17 protein-coding genes are annotated in these 16,520 nt (G+C 70.7%); 1 reads left to right on the forward strand and 16 read right to left on the reverse strand.

Going from position 1 to position 16,520, the window contains the following annotated elements:
* Nucleotides 1-70 precede the first annotated feature (70 nt).
* Entirely contained in the window at nt 71-280 is a 210-nt protein-coding gene (locus AC1D1T_RS10695) for a hypothetical protein (RefSeq protein ID WP_477829954.1), read from the forward strand.
* 46 nt (nt 281-326) lie between these two features.
* Here the strand turns inward: AC1D1T_RS10695 and AC1D1T_RS10700 are convergent, their stop codons facing one another.
* From AC1D1T_RS10700 to AC1D1T_RS10775, 16 genes are all read right to left on the reverse strand, one after another.
* Nucleotides 327-3,233, reverse strand: a complete 2,907-nt coding sequence (locus AC1D1T_RS10700) for an ATP-binding protein (protein ID WP_477991866.1) — start codon at nt 3,231-3,233, stop codon at nt 327-329.
* Nucleotides 3,230-4,183, reverse strand: coding sequence for a Bug family tripartite tricarboxylate transporter substrate binding protein (locus AC1D1T_RS10705; protein WP_477840889.1), 954 nt, complete (start codon nt 4,181-4,183; stop codon nt 3,230-3,232). The genes AC1D1T_RS10700 and AC1D1T_RS10705 overlap by 4 nt, the downstream gene beginning before the upstream one ends.
* A gap of 159 nt (nt 4,184-4,342) precedes the next feature.
* A complete protein-coding gene (locus AC1D1T_RS10710) occupies nt 4,343-4,645 on the reverse strand; it encodes a putative quinol monooxygenase (protein WP_477825645.1) in 303 nt (100 codons plus the stop codon).
* Nucleotides 4,642-5,322 (reverse strand): type 1 glutamine amidotransferase domain-containing protein, encoded by a 681-nt coding sequence (locus AC1D1T_RS10715; RefSeq protein ID WP_465113464.1) that lies wholly within the window; start codon nt 5,320-5,322, stop codon nt 4,642-4,644. Before AC1D1T_RS10715 ends, AC1D1T_RS10710 begins: the two co-directional genes overlap by 4 nt.
* A 17-nt stretch (nt 5,323-5,339) precedes the next feature.
* Complete coding sequence (locus AC1D1T_RS10720) at nt 5,340-5,753, reverse strand: GFA family protein (protein ID WP_477825646.1); 414 nt, start codon at nt 5,751-5,753, stop codon at nt 5,340-5,342.
* A 125-nt stretch (nt 5,754-5,878) separates the two neighbouring features.
* Nucleotides 5,879-6,709 carry a phosphodiesterase gene (locus AC1D1T_RS10725; protein WP_477825647.1) on the reverse strand — a complete coding sequence of 277 codons (831 nt, stop codon included), beginning with the start codon at nt 6,707-6,709 and terminating at the stop codon, nt 5,879-5,881.
* A 23-nt stretch (nt 6,710-6,732) separates the two neighbouring features.
* Entirely contained in the window at nt 6,733-7,791 is a 1,059-nt protein-coding gene (locus AC1D1T_RS10730; RefSeq protein ID WP_477825648.1) for an ABC transporter ATP-binding protein, read from the reverse strand.
* Nucleotides 7,775-8,581 carry an ABC transporter permease gene (locus AC1D1T_RS10735; RefSeq protein WP_477825649.1) on the reverse strand — a complete coding sequence of 269 codons (807 nt, stop codon included), beginning with the start codon at nt 8,579-8,581 and terminating at the stop codon, nt 7,775-7,777. Before AC1D1T_RS10735 ends, AC1D1T_RS10730 begins: the two co-directional genes overlap by 17 nt.
* Complete coding sequence (locus AC1D1T_RS10740) at nt 8,578-9,375, reverse strand: ABC transporter permease subunit (RefSeq protein ID WP_477825650.1); 798 nt, start codon at nt 9,373-9,375, stop codon at nt 8,578-8,580. Before AC1D1T_RS10740 ends, AC1D1T_RS10735 begins: the two co-directional genes overlap by 4 nt.
* Nucleotides 9,372-10,379 carry an ABC transporter substrate-binding protein gene (locus AC1D1T_RS10745; protein ID WP_477825651.1) on the reverse strand — a complete coding sequence of 336 codons (1,008 nt, stop codon included), beginning with the start codon at nt 10,377-10,379 and terminating at the stop codon, nt 9,372-9,374. Before AC1D1T_RS10745 ends, AC1D1T_RS10740 begins: the two co-directional genes overlap by 4 nt.
* Nucleotides 10,380-10,411: 32 nt before the next feature.
* Nucleotides 10,412-11,413 (reverse strand): substrate-binding domain-containing protein, encoded by a 1,002-nt coding sequence (locus AC1D1T_RS10750; RefSeq protein WP_477825652.1) that lies wholly within the window; start codon nt 11,411-11,413, stop codon nt 10,412-10,414.
* 97 nt (nt 11,414-11,510) lie between these two features.
* Nucleotides 11,511-12,506 (reverse strand): nicotinate-nucleotide--dimethylbenzimidazole phosphoribosyltransferase, encoded by a 996-nt coding sequence (locus AC1D1T_RS10755; RefSeq protein ID WP_465113472.1) that lies wholly within the window; start codon nt 12,504-12,506, stop codon nt 11,511-11,513.
* A 49-nt stretch (nt 12,507-12,555) separates the two neighbouring features.
* On the reverse strand, nt 12,556-13,485 hold the full coding sequence (locus AC1D1T_RS10760; RefSeq protein WP_477841895.1) for a hypothetical protein: 930 nt from the start codon (nt 13,483-13,485) through the stop codon (nt 12,556-12,558).
* 16 nt (nt 13,486-13,501) lie between these two features.
* On the reverse strand, nt 13,502-14,197 hold the full coding sequence (locus AC1D1T_RS10765) for a hypothetical protein (protein WP_477841897.1): 696 nt from the start codon (nt 14,195-14,197) through the stop codon (nt 13,502-13,504).
* Nucleotides 14,198-14,228: 31 nt separating this feature from the next.
* On the reverse strand, nt 14,229-15,458 hold the full coding sequence (locus tag AC1D1T_RS10770) for a hypothetical protein (RefSeq protein ID WP_477828408.1): 1,230 nt from the start codon (nt 15,456-15,458) through the stop codon (nt 14,229-14,231).
* Nucleotides 15,459-15,565: 107 nt separating this feature from the next.
* Nucleotides 15,566-16,520: glycoside hydrolase family 5 protein (locus AC1D1T_RS10775; protein WP_477991867.1), on the reverse strand; the 955-nt coding region annotated here is incomplete at its 5' end.

Below are 16,520 nucleotides of genomic sequence, written 5' to 3' on the forward strand. Positions count from 1 at the left end.
AGCCTTGCACCTCTCGAGGATGGCGCGCACCATGGCCGCTTGGAAGTGAATCCTGCCATGGGAGCCGTTCATGAATGCATTCAGCGCTGAGTACTTCGCCAATTTTCATCGCTTCGCGAAGCGGCTTGAAGCCGGGCTGGTCGATACCGAGGATGCGAATTTGTTCGAGGTGCGCGGCTTGGTGAAACAGGAGATGAGCGGTGAGCGCAAATGGCGACTCACGGCCGCAGGCCATCGCATGATCGACCTGGGGGTGCCGCCTGCGGGCCATTTCCCGTGAAATCACGGCGTACGCATGGCCAGCCACCAGCGCGGCAGCCCGAACGTCAAGGCATTCGTCGCGTATCTCGAGCAGGTGTTTCCGGGTCCGCCGTGAGTTGAAGGACGCCGCGCGCGTCCTCGCGCAGATCGGCGACCAGCCGCGCGGCCCGCGCCAGGTCGGCCGTTCGATGCCCGTCGGTGAACCGGGCGCGCACCGCATCGACCAGCGCTTCGGCCTCGCCGGCGCGGCCGCCATCGACCAGCAGTTCGGCCAGGCTGAGCGCCGCGCGCAATTCCAGCGCCAGCGCGCCTTGCCGCCGCGCCAGCCCCAGCGACTGCCTGAAGAGCGCTTCGGCGCCTGGACGCGCGTCCTGCCGCAGCAGCTCGCCCTTGATGCGAAGCAGCTCGGGCAGGAACCAGCGTTCTGCTGTCTGTTCGCACAGCGCGAGCGCATCGTCCAGCGTCGCCAGCGCCTCGCCGGGCCGGCCCGCCAGCGCCTGGCCGCGGGCCAGTGCGGCGCTGTAGAACGACTGGCGCAGGCCATATCCCGATGCACGCAGCTGGCCGAGCAGGCCCGCGAGCTCGTCGACGCAGGCACCATCGCCGCGCTCGATGCTGATCATGCCCTGCAGGCAGCGGCTGAGCAGGCACCACACGCTGAGTGCATGCTGCCGCAGGTGCGCGCGCAGGCGCAGCATCAGCGCGTCGGCCGCCGCCAGGTCGCCGGTGTAGAGCGCGATCGGGATGGCGGTGTGCCCCAGCGCATTGCACAGCGAGACCGGGTGGCTCGCGGCCTGCGCACTCTCGACCGCCTCGTGCGCAATGCGCACCGCCTGGTCGGCCAGGCCTTGCAGCCACAGCACGGTGGCCAACGTGCCCCGCGCGACGACGCGCTGGTCGAACTGGAAGCGGGAGATGTCCGCATGCTGCACCGGGTCGGCGTACGCCCGCAGCACCTTCTCCAGGCGCGCGCGGGCGCTGCCCTGCCGGCCGAAGTAGTGCAGGTTGGTCGCGATCAGGCGCTCCGCGCCCAGCCGGTCGGCGGCATCGCCGYGCCGGCGTGCCGCGTTGCGCAGGCGGCGCAGGTAGCCCAATGCCGTGCGGTACTGGCCCGCAAAGACCAGGTAGACCGACAGCCCCCACAAGGTGCGCAGCTGGAATGCGGCATCGCCGCCGTCGTCGGCGTCGCGCAGCGCGGCCTTCCACAGCGCATCGGTCTCGGGGCGCGGCCCGCGCGTGTAGAGCGTGGCGAGCGCCAGCGCCGCGGCCAGCTGCATGCGGTCGCGCAGCGCCAGCAGCGATTGCCGGGCGCCGATCGCCAGTGCCCGTTCCGCGCCGTCGCGGCACTCGTCGAGCAGCGAGAGCTGCGTCCACAGCGGGATCGCGCACACCGTCAACGCGATGCCCAGCCGCGGGTCGCCCGCGGGCGAGAACGCCCAGGCGAGCGCGCCGCGCACGTCGTCGACGCGGTGGCCGTGCGCGGCCACCCAGTCGGCGCTGTGCTGGTGGCGCGCCTCGCGTTCGACGCGCGCCAGCACGTCGACCAGGTGCTCCGCATGGCGCCGGTGCAGGTCGCTCGCCTCCCCGCTGTCGTGCAGCTTCTGCGTGGCGAAGGCGCGCGTGGTGTCGAGCAGCCGGTAGTGGACCTCGGCGCCGCGCACGTCGGCGCAGACCAGCGACTTGGCCGTCAGGCTCTCGACGGCCGCCACCATGTCGCAGTCGTCGCCGGCCAGTGCGGTGGCCGAGGCCAGCGTGAACGAACCGGCGAAGACCGCCACGCGGCGCAGCGCCATGCGGTCGTTGGGCGCCAGCAGGTCGTGACTCCAGGCGAGCGCCGCCGCCAGGCTGCGGTGCCGCGGCGCCACGCCACGTTGTTCGAGCCCGAGCAGGCGCAGCCGGTCTTCCAGCAGCAGCGACAGCTCGCGCAGCGTGAAGGCCTCGACCCGGGTCGCGGTCAACTCGATCGCCAGCGCGATGCCGTCGAGCCGCTCGCAGATGCGGGCGACGACGGGTGCATCCGCATCGGACAGGCTGAACCCGTCGAGGCAGGCCGCGGCGAGCTGAACGAACAACTCGACGGCAGGGAAGGCCAGCGCCTCGTCGGCGGTGAGCTGCGCATGCGGCGGCGGCGCCGGCAACGGGGCCAGGCGGTGCACCGTCTCGCCGCGGATGCGCAAGGGCTCGCGCGTCGTCGCCAGCACCAGCACGCCGGGCGCGCCGGCCACGATGCGATCGACCAGCGCTGCCGCCGCGTCGAGCAGGTGCTCGCAGCCGTCGAGCACCAGCACCAGCCGGCGCGGGCGAAGCGCCGAGACCAGCGCGTCGGCCGCATCGTCGCCATGGATCGCGAACCCGAGCGCGTTGGCCACCGCCATCGGCAGGAAGCGCGGATCGGCCAGCGGGCCCAGGTCGACGAAGTGCGCGCCGTCCGGATGGCCTTCGGCGAGTGCCGCGGCAACCGCCAGCGCAACGCTGGTCTTGCCGATGCCGCCGGCACCGGTGATCGTCACCATGCGCCGCTCGGGCAGCGTGCGCGCCAGTGCCGAGACGACCTCGGCGCGGCCGACCAGGCGCGTGGCGGACTGCGGCAGGCCGCTGCTGCGCGCCGGATGGGCGCTGCCGTCGCGCTCGTCGGTGTCCATGCGGCGCACCGGCGCGACGAAGCGATAGCCCAGCCCGGTGACGTTGGCGATGTAGCGGTGACCGGGCCGGCCATCGCCGAGCGCACGGCGCAGCCCCGCGATCGTGACCTTCAGGTTGCTCGGCTCGACCACCATGCCGGGCCAGGCGCGCGCCATCAGGTCGCGCTTGCTGACGAGGGTGCCGGGCGATTCGACGAGCGTGCGCAGCACCTCGAGGGCCCGGCTGCCCACGCGCACCGGCGTCTCGCCTTCGAGCAGCAGCTGTTGCTGCGCCAGCAGGCGGAACGGCCCGAAGCAGAAGACCCGGTGGGCGGATGCGGGGTGGTTCATTGGGGCTCGATGCCGGCCGCGTGGATCAGGCGCTTCCAGCGGCGGCGGTCGGCAGCGACGAAGGCCGCGACCTCGCTGCGCGGCATCGGCGGGTACGGGATCAGGCCCTTCGCGGCGACCGCCTGCTGCACCGCGTCGCCGGCCAGCGTCGCCGCGATCGCGCGGTTCAGCCGGTCGAGGATCCCGGCCGGTGTGCCGGCCGGTGCGAACAGGCCGTTCCAGGTCGACACCTCGAACGCCAGCCCCAGCAGGCTGGCGACGCTGGAGACGCCCGGCAACCACCGCAGGGCTTCGGTGTCGCACGACGCCAGCACCCGCAGCTTGCCGGCGGCCACCAGCTGCGACACCGCACTCCACGAATCGACCATGAAGGTGGTGCGGGCCGCCACCAGGTCGGCGGTGGCGAGCGGGCCGCTGTAGGGGATGTGCGCGAGCCCGGCAGCACCGACCTGGCGCACGAACAGCGCCGCGGCAATGTGGCTGGCGGTGCCGTGGCCATACGACCCGTAGCTGCTGCTCGTCGCGTGCCTGCGCAGGTGAGCCACCAGCTCGTGCAGCGTGCCGATGCCCTGCAGGCTGCCGACCACCACCACCAGCGGCTGCCGCACGGTCAGCGCGATCGGCGCGAAGGCCTGCTCGGGGTCGTAGGGCAGGGCGGTGAAGAGGTGGGGATTGATCGACAGCGGCGTGGCCGTCGTGTAGAGCAGCGTGTTGCCGTCGGGCGCCGCGCTCGCGACCGATCGCGCACCGATGGTGGCGCTGGCACCGGGCAGGTTCTCGACGACGAACCGGCGGCCCAGCCGGGTGCCCAGGTCCGCTGCGAGCAGCCGGGCGAGCTGGTCGGTGGCGCCGCCCGGTGCGAACGGGACGACGAAGGTGACGGTGTCGCCCGCCAGGCCAGGCGGCCGCGCCCGGCCGGGCAGCGACAGCGCCAGGGCGGCGCCGGCCACGGCCTGGAGGGCCTGCCTGCGCGAAACGTGCGTGAGGGGCAGTCCGAGGTTGCGCATCCCGAGCCGAGAAGTACTCGCGTCCAGAAGGGACGCATTCTCTGCTCAGTGCATCTTCAACACCACCCTCTTCTGTCGGGTCAGGGCCTCTGTCGGGTCATCTCACTCGATCGATCGCAGCAGTTCGACCCGGCGGTTCGACAGCAGCGGAAGGATGCGCTGCACCACCACGCCCTGGTAGTGCGCCGAGGCACGGTGCGCCTCGATCGCGGCCTGGTCGCGGTAGCGCTCGACCAGCAGCAGCTCGCCGGGCGGGTCGATGCCGCGGAAGACGTCGTAGCCCAGGCAGCCCGGCTCGGCGAGCGTGGGCGGGCGCAACTCGGCGACCAGTGTCAGCACGCTGTCGACCGCGCCGGCATTCGCCTGCCAGCGTGCGACGACGGTGATCGGTCCTGTCGTGTTCACCGAAGATCCTTGCGGAGAACCTCCACGATCGCCTGCGCGAGCGGGCCGGCCGACGCCGGGTTCTGCCCGGTCATCAGCCGCCCGTCGACGACGACCCGGGGCTGCCAGACCGCGGTCGACTCGTACTTCGCGCCTTCCTCGACCAGGGCGCTTTCCAGCGCGAACGGCACGTCGTCGCTGGCATAGCCGTCTTCCTCGGCATTCGAGAACGACGTGAGCCGCCGCCCGCGCACCAGCGGCGTGCCGTCTTCCAGCCTCACCCCGAGGAACGCGCACGGGCCGTGGCAGACGGCGGCCACCACGAGGCCGGCGTTCCAGGCGCGGGCGACGGCGCGCTTCACGTCGGGATCCGTCGCGATGTCGGCCATCGGGCCCAGCCCGCCGGGGATGAAGACGGCGTCGTAGTCCAGCACGTCGACCTGGGACAGCCGGCGGCTGCGCGCCATCCGCCGGATCGAGCGGCTTGCGCGAAAGGCGCGATGCGCGGCGTCCTTCTCGTCGAAGGCATCCTCGTGCGGCTGGCCGCCCCGCGGCGACACGTACTCCACCGCGACGCCGGACTGGTCGAAGACCTCGAACGGGTGGGCCACTTCCGAAAAGAAGAAGCCGGTGGCGCGGTGGTGGGGGCCGATCACGGCCGTGTTGGTCATGATGAACAGGACGTGCGGGACGCTCATGGGGATCTCCTTGAATTTCAGTGCGGCATGCCCTCGAACTGCGGCAGTTCGAGCGGGAGGGCCCACGCCAGGCGGCGCTTCGTGAACATCTCGACCATCGGTTCGATCCCTGCCGGCTGGTCGAGGCTGCCGAGCGTGACGAAGACCGTTCCGGGGAAGCTCTCCAGGTGGGTGGAAAACACCCGCGCACCGCAGTCAGGGCAGAAGTTCCGATCCAGCCCCTTGCCCGACTCGGCGATGTAGTGAAACGCCTTGGGTCGGCCGCTGATCAACCTGAAGTCGCTCTCGGGCACGCCGAAGAAGGTGGCGGCCTCGCCCCCGGTGGCGCGCTTGCAGTCCAGGCAGTGGCACACGGCAACGAAGCCGGGATCGATGTCGAACTCGAACTTGACACTGCCGCAGGCACATTGCCCCGTGTGCTTCTTCGCCATGACACGCCCCTTCGCTCGGATGCCGACGAGTGTAGGAAGGCGGGCCGCGGCAGGTGGTTAATTCGGGTCAAACGATGGCCGTGGAACATTGACCGCGCTTTACCACCGTCATCGCCCGGAAAACCTCAGTCGATCAATTGACCGTCATCCGCGTGGAACGGAAACGGCCCCTCGAACCGGCCGATCGGCATGGCATGGCTGACGACGTCCCCCTCCTCGGACCACGCGTGCACCAGAAAGCCGGGCGGCTCCATCGCGAACGCCGAGGGTGCGTCTTCGGCGAGATCCAGGCACACTTGGTGCGCCGTCGACGGCGCCGTCATCGCGATCGTGTTCGCCCACGGCGCCTGGATCAGGCGATGCAGGTGCCCGCAGATCACGCGGCGCACCTGCGGATGGCGGGCGACGACAGCCGCCAGCGCACCGCCTGGATCGCGCAGCCCGATCTCGTCCATGTGCCCGATCATCGTGCGGAACGGCGGGTGGTGCATCGCGATGAGGGTGGGCGTCACCGTGTCCTGCGCCAGCAGCTGCGCCAGTTGCTCGAGGCGCGCCGCGCAGACCTCGCCGTGAGAGGCACCCGGCACGACGGTGTCGACCGTGACCAGCCGCAGCCCGCCGAGGTCGACCGCGTACTGCACGAACGGCGTGCCGTTGCGCAGCCAGGCGTGCCCGGGGAATGCCCCGCGCAGCGCCTCGCGTTCATCGTGGTTGCCGGGCAGCAGGTAGATGGGGCACTCGATCGGCTGCAGCAGCTCACGCAGGTGCTGGTACTCGTCGGGCCGGCCGAAGTCGGTCAGGTCGCCGGTCAGCACCACCGCCTGCGGCGCCTGCTTCAGCCGGCCCACCGCCTGCACGGCCTCGCGCAGGAAACGGGCCGTGTCGACGCGGCCGTAGGCCTGGGTGCCGGGCAGCTTGATGTGCGGATCACTGAGTTGGACGAGCGTTCGGATCATGGGGGCTTCACGGTGGGGTTATTTCACGATGAGGTGGCGGGCATCAGGTGCGCCGGATTCACGTCCAGGCCCACGGCGTCCCCGGCCACGAACGGCGATTCCTTGCCGGCCTCGCAGAGGATCTCACCCTGGTCGGGCGTGTGCAATTGCAGCTGCACCCGCTCGCCGAGGAAGACGCGGCGCGCGACCTGCGCCGCGCCGCCGGGGTGCAAGGCGATGTCTTCCGGCCGCAGCAGCAGCTCGGCCGCAGCGGCGCAGCCGGGCGGGCAGGGCAGCACCTGGCCGGCGAGGCGCACGATGCCGTCCGACACGTCCTGCGCACTGCGGCGCAGGCGGTTGACGCGCCCGAGGAACTCGGCGACGAAGGGGTGGGCGGGCCGCCGGTACAGCGACTCGGCATCGCCCACCTGCACGATGCGCCCGGCGTGCATCACGGCCAGCCGGTCGGCCAGCGCCATCGCTTCATGCTGGTCGTGCGTCACGTGCACGGCGGTGATGCGCAGCCGGCGCAGCAGGCCGGCGAGCTCGCTGCGCACCGATTCCTTCAGCTTGGCGTCGAGCGCGGTCAGCGGCTCGTCCAGCAGCAGCACGCGCGGCTGCACCGCCACGGCACGGGCGAGCGCGACACGCTGGCGCTGCCCGCCGGACAGCTGCGCCGGCCGGCGCTGCTCCAGGCCGTTCAGGCGCACCAGGTCGATCAGCTCGCCGACCCGGCGGCGCACCTGCTCGCGCGGCAGGCGCCGGATCGCGAGGCCATAGCCGATGTTGGCTTCGACGCTCATCTGCGGGAACAACGCATAGTGCTGGAACACCATGCCGACGCCGCGGGTCTCGATCGGGCGCCGGGTCACGTCCTCGTCGTTGAAGCGGATGCTGCCGCCGGCGTCGGGCGCGACGAGGCCGGCGATCACGCGCAGCAGCGTGGTCTTGCCGCAGCCCGAGGGGCCGAGCAGTGCCAGCACCTCGCCCGGCTCCACCTGCAGCGAGGTGGCCTGCAGCGCTGGCGCGGCGCCGCCGTAGGTCTTGGCACAGCCGAGCACCGCGATGCGGGTCGGGGCGGAGGGTTCAGGCAGCGGAGCCATGTTTTCTTTCGATCCGGTGGGCCACCGCCTGCATGCCCCAGAGCACCGGCAGGATGACGAGGAAGAACAGCAGCGTGTAGGCCGAGCCGATCTCGATGCGCATCGACGCATAGCTGTCGGCCAGGCCCACCGGCAGCGTGCGCGTGAGCGGCGTGTGCAGCATCCAGGTGAGGTTGAACTCGCCCATCGACAGCGTGAACACCATCAGGCAGCCGGCGACGATGGACGGGGCGACAGCAGGCAGCAGCACGCCGAGGAAGCGCTGCGCGAAGCCCGCGCCCAGCGAGCGGGCCGCTTCGTCGAGCGAGGCCAGCTCATCGCGCCGGAAGGCCGCTGCCACGGTGCGCACCATGAAGGGCAGCGTGAAGATGACGTGCCCGACCAGCACGAAGGCGAAGCTCTGGCGAAAGCCGCGCAGCTCGCCATACGCCAGGATCAGCGCCAGCGCGGTGGCCAGCCCCGGCACCGCGACGGGCAGCGTGATGAGCTCCTCGAAGGCGCGGGCCGCCCGCGAGCGGCTGCCGGCCAGCGCCCAGGCGCACGGCACGCCGGCCGCCAGCGTGCAGGCCACGCAGGCGAGGGCGAGCAGCACCGAGCGCCACGCGGTCGAGCCGTACAGCGCCCAGACCTCCAGCAGCCAGCGGGTCGTGAGCCCGCTCGCCAGCCCGGCGCTGAAGTTGTTGACCAGCCCGGCGCCGACCGACAGCAGCATCGGCAGCACGGTAAAGACCGTGACGAGGGCGGTGAGGCCCAGCAGCCACGGCGATTCGATTCGCTGTAGCTGCCTCATGCCGCCGCTCCCGCCGGCCGGGCCGCCACGCGCTGCGCCACGAACAGCACGGCCCAGGTCATCAGGCCGAGCGCCAGCGACAGGCTGGCGGCGGTCTTGAAGTTGGCGTAGTTGGTGAACTCGTTGTAGATGGTGATGGGCAGCACCTCGAAGCGGCTGGCCAGCGTGAAGGCGGTGCCGAAGGCGCCCATCGCGGTCGCGAAGATCATCGCGCCGCTGGCCATCGCGGTCGGCGCGAGCGCCGGCAGCCACACGTCCACGGCCACCTGCCAGCGCGATGCGCCGAGCGAGCGCGCCGCTTCTTCCAGCTGCGGCTCCAGCGTCTCGGCCGCGGCGGTGAACGCGGCGACCGCCCTCGGCAGCGAGAAGTACAGGTAGGCGAGGAACAATCCCGCGAAACCGTACGCGAACGTGATGCGCTCGCCGAACAGCGATTCGCTGATCGACGCGACCGGCCCTTGCCGGCCGCCGATCAGGATCACGAAGAAGGCGACCACCACGCCCGGGAACGACAGCGGCAGCGTCAGCACCGACAGCAGCAGGCGCCGTCCGGCGAAGCGCCGGCGCCCGAGGTACAGGCCGACGCCGGCGGCCAGCAGCAGCGCGGCCGCCGTGACCGCGAGCGAGAGTCCGGTGGTCTGCAGCAGGCTGCGCAGGTAGCGCGGCTCGGTGAGCACCGCGGCATAGGCGGCCCAGCCGCCGGCCGCGGGCAGGGCGGCCAGCCGCGCCATCGGCAGCAGCCAGAAGGCCGCGAACAGCGCGACCGCCGGCGCCAGGCAGAACGCAGCGATCACTGGGCTTCGCGCAGGTAGCGTTCGGAGAAGGCCTTCTGCACGTCGGCCATCTTCACGTAGTCGACCGGCTTCGCGCGGGCGTAGTCGGCGGCCGGCAGGAAGCGCGACTGCGCATCCTTCGACATCGCCGAGGCGCGCACCGGGCGCAGGTAGGCGTTGGCCCAGATCGCCTGGCCTTCGTTCGACAGCACGAAGTCGAGCGTCTTGCGGCCGTTGTCGCCGTTCGGGTTGTGCGCGGTGAGGCTCATCACGTAGGGCACGACGACCGAGCCTTCGGCCGGGATCACGAACTCGACGTTGGCCTTGTCCTTGTACTTCGCGCGGTAGGCGTTGAAGTCGTAGTCGAGCAGGATCGCGATCTCGCCCGACAGCACGCGCGAGTACGAGGTCTGCTTCGGCACGATCGGCTCGTTCTTCTGCAGCGCCTTGAAGTACTCGATGCCGGGCGCGAAGTTGTCGAGCGTGCCGCCGCGCGCCTGGTTCACCGCCACCGCACCGACATAGCCGACAAAGGCCGAGGCCGGATCGAGGTAGCCGACCAGGCCCTTGTACTGGGGCTTGAGCAGGTCGGCCCAGCTGCGCGGCACCGGCTTGCCCTTCAGCGCGTCGACGTTGACCATGAACCCGAGCGTGCCGGAGTGGATCGCGAACCAGTGGCCCTCGGGATCCTTCAGGCCGTCGGGGATCTCGGCCCAGGCCGCCGGCTTGTACGCGGCGGTCACGCCTTCCTTCTTGGCCTGGATGCCGAAGGTCACGCCGTAGTAGGCGACGTCGGCCACCGGGTTGGCCTTCTCGGCCACCAGCTGCGAGAGCGTCTGGCCGGAGTTCTTGTTGTCCGGCGGCACCGTGATGCCGGTCTTCTCTTTCAGCGCGCGCAGCTCGCTTGCCCAGTCGGCCCATTCCGGCGGGCAGTTGTAGCAGATGGCCGTCTGCGCGAACGCACCGGCGCTGGCCAGCAGGGCGGCCGCGGCGACGCCGCGAAGGATGAGGCGAAGGGGTTTCATCGGGGTACTCCTTGGGTGGACTTCAGGGGATGTCAGGAAAGGGATGGCATCGGGCCGAGCGACTCGAGGGCGCGCAGTTGGTGGGCCAGCGTCATGCTGTCGGCCGCGCTCGGGAACCCGCCGCGTTCGATGGCGCCGACCAGCCAGCGCACGCACTCGTGGCCGATGCCAGCATTGGGTTGGGCGATCGACGCGAGCGACGGGCTTAGGTCGGCGCCGATGCCGATGCCGTCGAAGCCGACGACGCTGAGGTCCGCCGGCACCGACAGCGCGGCCAGCGCCGCGGCGCGCAGGCAGCGCACCGCCAGCAGGTCGTTCGAGCAGACGATCGCGGTCGGGCGCACCGGCCTGCGCAGGCGCACGGCGAGGGTGTCGGCAGCCGACACGACGAACGGCACCTCGATCAGTTCGGGCCCGGCATCGATCGCGCGCATCGCCTCCTCGTAGCCCCCGAAGCGCTGGCGCGCCCGGTCGGAGGCCGCGAGCGTGCCGCTGAGCATCGCGATGCGGCGGTGGCCGTCGCGCACCAGCCGCTCGACCAGCTCGCGCATCGCGACGCGGCCGTCGACCGAGACGCAGGGGTGGTCGGCATGCCGGTTGTAGGCCAGCACGTAGGGCAGGCCGGCGCGCCGCAGGTGATCGAGCGTCGCCGACCCGGCGGCGTTCGCCACCGTCAGGATGACGCCGTCGACCGCTCGCGCGATCAGGGCCCGCGCGCCGTGCTGCTCACGCTGCTCGTCGTAGTCGGTGGTCGCGGGAAGGATCGAGAAGCCGGCCTCGGCAGCCGCCATCGCGATGCCGGCCAGGCACTCGGCGAAGACCGGGTTGTGCAGCGTCGGCAGCAGCACGCCGAGCGTCCGGCTGCGGCTGGTGCGCAGCGTTCGGGCGCTCAGGTTCGGCACGTAGCCCAGCGCGTCGGCAGCGGCTGCGACGGCCTGGCGCGTGGCGGGCGTCACCAGGTCGGGCGAGTTGAAGGCGCGCGACACGGTGGCGATGGACACGCCCGCTCGTTGGGCGACGGCAATGATGCTCACTCGGGGGACCGGGGCTCGATGTAAAGGTTTTCATTGGAGCCGCGTGTCGTGACGGCCGCATGACTGCGGCGTGACATCCCGTCGTGTTGACAGGCCCCTAGTCGGCCTGTGCCGCTGCACCGAGCAGCTGTTCAGCCGCTTTCAGCAAGGGCCAGGCGAGCACGGCGTTGCAGCTTTCGCTCGTGCACAGCGCTGCATCGAGCAGGGGCTCGGCGCCCAGGATCTGCAACCACCGTGCGTGCCCGTTCGCCGGCGAGCCATGCGAGAAGACACAACACTCCAGAAGTGCCGGTGCCAGCCTGGCGGCAACCGCCACGGCCGCCGTCGTGATGAACCCACCGACGACGATCACGCGGCGCTGTCGCGCCGCCTGGAGCACCGCCCCGACGAGCGCGGCGATCTCCAGGCCCCCCAGGGCTGTCAGGGCTGCCACCGGGCTGGAGATGCCGGCATGCAGATCCAGTGCGCCCTGCAGCACCGCGAACTCCCTCGCCCGACCCGCATTGCCGAAGCCCGTGCATTCGGCGATCGGCACGCCGGTGAGCCGGCTCATCAACAAGGCAGCCGCCTCGTTGCCCATGCCGGTCTCTCCCAGCAGCAACACATTGCCCGGCAGCCGGGTGACCAGGCGGGTACCGCGCGCCATCGCGGCACGGCATTGCCCGACCGTCATGGCGGCACCCCGGCTGCTGTCCAGGGTGCCCCGCGCCATCTTGATCCGGATCAACTGCAGGTGCGGCTCGAAATCGGCGTGCAAGCCGCAGTCGACCACCGTCAACGCCAGGCCGTTGCGGCGCGCGAACATGGACGCGACCGTGTTGCCGGCCAGGAGGTTGCGCACCCGCAGCGTCGCCACATTCGCCTGATAGACCGAAGCCGTCCGCGCCACGATGCCGTGGTCGGCGGCGAAAACCACCAGCTGGGGCTTCTGCAGCTGCGGCCGCGCCGAACCCTGGATCTGCGCCAGCTTCTGGGCCAGCACCCCGACGCCGCCGTGCACACCGCCGGAGCCGGGCACCTGGCCGATGGCATGTCGCACCCGTTCAGCCAATGCGGGGTCGTAGAGGCGCGGGATGTCGTCGGTGGCGATCATGGTGTGTCAAGCCCGTTGACGCTCGCGGCTGGCGCGCGCCACCGGCCTCCTACTTCAGCAACGACAGCGTGCCGACGTTGAAGCTCACCGCGCGGTCCCCCACCGGTTCGGGCGCGTCGGCAATCTCGATGGCGGTGAGGGCCTCCAGCGTCGACTTGACGTCAACGCCTTCGGCACCGCAGTACTGCGGCGCTGCGAACTGCGAAAACTCGATGCGGTACTCCGTGACCTGGGGTTTCACCGGCAGCATCAGGATCGGGTAGCAGCCCCGTTGCTGGACGGCCGGGTCGTTCCCCACGAGGCGCAGGCGCAGCTGTCCCACCGTGTGGCCCGCCAGGAGAACCCGCAACGCCTTGTACTCGGTGGCCACCACCGGTCGCTGCGAGACCAGCACGATCCCGACGCCGGCCCATTGGCTCCCACCGCGGGTGTTGAACTGCCCCGTGATGTTGAGCACGCCGTTGTTGCGAACCGTGATGTCCCCCAGCGTTGCGTCGCCCGGCCTTTCGGCATAGATCAACCCCTCGATGAAGCCGCCCTCCACGGCGGCCGTCGTGCCGTTGAATGCGGTCCAGAGGCGCTCGGCCCCGGCCACCGTCACCGGTGGAGGGGAAACCGGCGTCGCGGTGCTCGCCGGGGCCAGTGCGAGCACCGGAGCAGGCGCGGGCGCGGGTGCCTCGGCCGGCGCCGCGCGGGGCACCTGCGGCTTCGGTGTGGCCGCTGCCGCCGCGGTGCCGCGCCGAGGTGCCGTGACCGCGTGGGCGGGCGCTTCGGCTGCCTCCCGGCGCAGCTTGACCTCGACCCGGCCTGCTTCGAGGATGCGTCGGAACGGGTTCTCGGCCAGCCGCTTCGCCTGGTCATCGGCCTTGTCCGGGCTCGGCATGTTGGCCGGCACCTGGGCCGTCGCCTCGAGGGCCGGCGCAGCCAACGCGGTGGCCAGCCCGCAGGTGAGCAGAGTGATGTGGTTCAGGTGGCGCATGGCTTGCCCTCTCGACTCAGCGAGCCAGTCCGATGGCACCCACGCCGAAGCTCACGGTGCGGTCACGCATCGGCGCCGCGGCTTCGGCCACTTCGATGCCGGTCAGGCTCTCCAGCGTGGGCTTGAGCGCGACACCCTTGGGGCCGCAATAGCCTTCGGGGGCGAAGCGCTCCAGCGCAATCCGGTACTCGGCCACTTCGGGCTTCACGGCTTGCCACACCATCGGGTAGCAGCCGAGCCGCTGCGTGGCCTCGTCCGGTCCGACGAGCCGCACGCGCAAGCGGGTGCTGGTTGCCGAGCTGAGCCGGATCGTCAGGAACCTGTAGTCGCCGGCTTTCACCGGAATCGATCTCGGCGCGCCGATGTTGACCCCCAAACCACCCCACTGGCTGGCGCCCTTGCCGAAGAATTGCCCGGTCACGGCGAGGACATCGCCGTGCACGGCCGGCGGCGATACCAGCGCATCGCCTTGCTTCTCGGAAAAGGCAAAGCTGGTGATCACCCCCCCCTCCGGCGTGCGTGACGGGTTCTTGAACGTCGTCGCCCACAACCGATCGGCCGAGTCGGCCTGCACGTTGGGCGCCGCGGCCTGCGACGCGAGCGGCACGACCAGGGGCTTGGGAGCCGGCTCGGCTTGGGAGCCGGCCCGGAACTGGGCACATGCGCCCAGCAAGGCACACGCCGCAGGGGCGAGGAAGGGGCCGAACTTCATGTCATCTCCTTGTTGGTTGGCTCAGCGCCGATCACTGACCCGACAGCAGGACAGGCTTGCCGATGACCACGGACACCGCATCCAGGCCCGCGCTGCCCTTGAGCTCGCGGATCTGGAACTGCTTGAGCCTGGTCAGGGCCAGCGCGGTGTCAGGACGCGTGGCGCTCGCAGCGGCGCAGTTGGCATCCGGGTTGTTGGCCAGGCTGAACGACGAGAACGGGATCACGCGCGTGGCGGCGGTGCCGCTCAGGCCGGTGACCACGTAGCTCGGGAAGCAGCCGTCATCCACGGCATCGGCCGACTGCAGCATCAGCACGACCTGGCTGTTGCTGGTGGAGGCCAGGTTGATGCTCAACGCGGGCCAGCCGGACACGTCGCTGGTGGCGGTCAGGGGCAGCACGGCCACGGTGGCAGCCCAGGACTCGGTGGCGGAAGTCCGATGGCCGGTCAGCGTGTACGCCGAGGCGCTTTCAGCAAGCGCGTTCCCCGTGGCGCCGGTGCCGTACTCGAACGAGAACGGGCCCGTGATCGACACGGCCGACGTTGCCGGTGCGGCAGGCTTGGGCGCGAAGGCGATGCTGCCCAGGTGGATCCCCACGGTGGCGGAACCGGTGGCCGGGAGGGCCTCGTCCGACACCTCGATGGCCCCGATGTTGGCCAGCGTGCCGGCCAGCGCCGGGTTGGTGGCGGTGGGGCCGGTGCAGAAGTCGGGCAGCTTGAAGTTGGCCTCGGTCAGCGCCAGCTCGTAGTTCGTCTGGGTGGCCGTGACGGTCACGCTGGCCGCCGGCACGCAACCGTTGGGGGTCGAGCCCAGCGCCTTGATCTTGAACTTGAGCGTCTTGTTGGTGCCGGTCGAAGCCAGCGAGAACTGCACCTTGGTCGCGCCGGACTGAACCTGGTTGCGATCGGCATCGCGCAGCGGGACTTCGATGCCCACGCCGCCGAAGGTGCTGCCGCCGGTGTTGCTGAAGCTGCTGCTGACGTTCAGGAGGTTGTTGCTGACACTCAGCACCGGTGCGCTCGGCAAGTCACCCGCCTTCTCGGCATAGGCGAATGCCGAGGCCGTCCGCCCCTGGTCGGTGCTGCCGTCGGCCGCGGTGAACGACGCGACGACCTGCCCATTGATGGTGACCGGCACGGCGGGCGAGGGCGCGGGCACAGAGCCGGTGGGCGGCACGGGGGTGCCGCCGCCGCCGCAGCCTGCAAGCAGGAGGAACAGGGTGGAGAGGGCGGCCAGGCGATGGGAGTTGTCGATGTTCATGGGATCTTCTTTGCTGTGGGGGGTGGGACGATTGCCCGTACGTGGCGGGCGGACGGATCAGCGTTGCGCCGCGACGTGGCGAACGCGGGAAATCAACGTGGAGACGCTCATCGGCCGTACAGGGCGTCTCTCAGGTCGGCACGGAACGCGCCGGCACCCGAGGGGTCGTAGACGCCGAAGCCCGAGGCCAGCTCCCAGTAGTGCCAGCTCATGCCGCGCGCCTCGATCAGGTCGCGCATGGCACGGGAGTAGCGCACCCGCGCGGCACTGTCCGCGGCCGAGAATGACCCGAACTCGCCGACGAAGACCGGGTAGCCGACCTTCGTGCCATAGGCTTTCGCGACGTCCAGGCCCCAGGTCATCTTCGACAGCTGGTCCGCCGTGCAGCAACTCTGCCCGACAGGCAGCGCAGGTGTGACCCACGTGGCCCCCTGGTGAGTGAAGTTGAACGGTTCGTAGTTGTGGACCGTGAGGATCAGGTTGGCGTCGTTGGGCAGCACGAGCCTGGGCAGGTCGGCCGCGCTGTTCCAACTGGTCGGGCCGACGACGATCAGGCGTTGCGGGTTGTCGCGGCGAATCACGCCGACCGCCCGCGCCATCAGGTCGTTCCAGCGATCGGTCAGGTTGCCGTGCGGCTCGTTGTAGACCTCCAGGATCAACCGGTCGCTGCGATTCTTGTAGCGAGCCGCGATCTGCCGCCACATCGCGAGGAAGCGCACTTCCACCACGGCGGGGTCCACCGAGCGCTCATTGGCGTCCAGCACGTCGCCGTCCAGCTGGCGATAGTGGTGCATGTCGAGCAGCACGTGGACGCCTTTGTCCAGCAGGCGGTCGACCACGCTGTCCACGCGTGCGAAGAAGGCCGGGTCGATCACCGCCGCAGCATCGGCCGAGGCGTGGTTGCTCCACCGGACAGGCAGCCGAACGCTGTCGAAGCTGCCGCCATCGAGCAGATCGATGAAGCGTTGCTCCACGGTCAGGCCCCAGTCGCCTTCTCTCGGCGGCTCGAGCATGTTGCCGAAGTTCACCCCGCGACCGAGTGCTGCCGCAGCGGCGCTGGCT

It is taken from the genome of Rhizobacter sp. P2_H3 (assembly GCF_056403355.1).

Bases quoted from the DNA above. Each gene is read 5' to 3' on its own strand.
- AC1D1T_RS10720 (WP_477825646.1), bottom strand. From the start codon at position 5,753: ATGGCGAAGAAGCACACGGGGCAATGTGCCTGCGGCAGTGTCAAGTTC.
- AC1D1T_RS10735 (WP_477825649.1), bottom strand. From the start codon at position 8,581: ATGAGGCAGCTACAGCGAATCGAATCGCCGTGGCTGCTGGGCCTCACC.
- AC1D1T_RS10730 (WP_477825648.1), bottom strand. From the start codon at position 7,791: ATGGCTCCGCTGCCTGAACCCTCCGCCCCGACCCGCATCGCGGTGCTC.
- AC1D1T_RS10745 (WP_477825651.1), bottom strand. From the start codon at position 10,379: ATGAAACCCCTTCGCCTCATCCTTCGCGGCGTCGCCGCGGCCGCCCTG.
- AC1D1T_RS10765 (WP_477841897.1), bottom strand. From the start codon at position 14,197: ATGAAGTTCGGCCCCTTCCTCGCCCCTGCGGCGTGTGCCTTGCTGGGC.
- AC1D1T_RS10715 (WP_465113464.1), bottom strand. From the start codon at position 5,322: ATGAGCGTCCCGCACGTCCTGTTCATCATGACCAACACGGCCGTGATC.
- AC1D1T_RS10755 (WP_465113472.1), bottom strand. From the start codon at position 12,506: ATGATCGCCACCGACGACATCCCGCGCCTCTACGACCCCGCATTGGCT.
- AC1D1T_RS10695 (WP_477829954.1), top strand. From the start codon at position 71: ATGAATGCATTCAGCGCTGAGTACTTCGCCAATTTTCATCGCTTCGCG.
- AC1D1T_RS10770 (WP_477828408.1), bottom strand. From the start codon at position 15,458: ATGAACATCGACAACTCCCATCGCCTGGCCGCCCTCTCCACCCTGTTC.
- AC1D1T_RS10725 (WP_477825647.1), bottom strand. From the start codon at position 6,709: ATGATCCGAACGCTCGTCCAACTCAGTGATCCGCACATCAAGCTGCCC.
- AC1D1T_RS10760 (WP_477841895.1), bottom strand. From the start codon at position 13,485: ATGCGCCACCTGAACCACATCACTCTGCTCACCTGCGGGCTGGCCACC.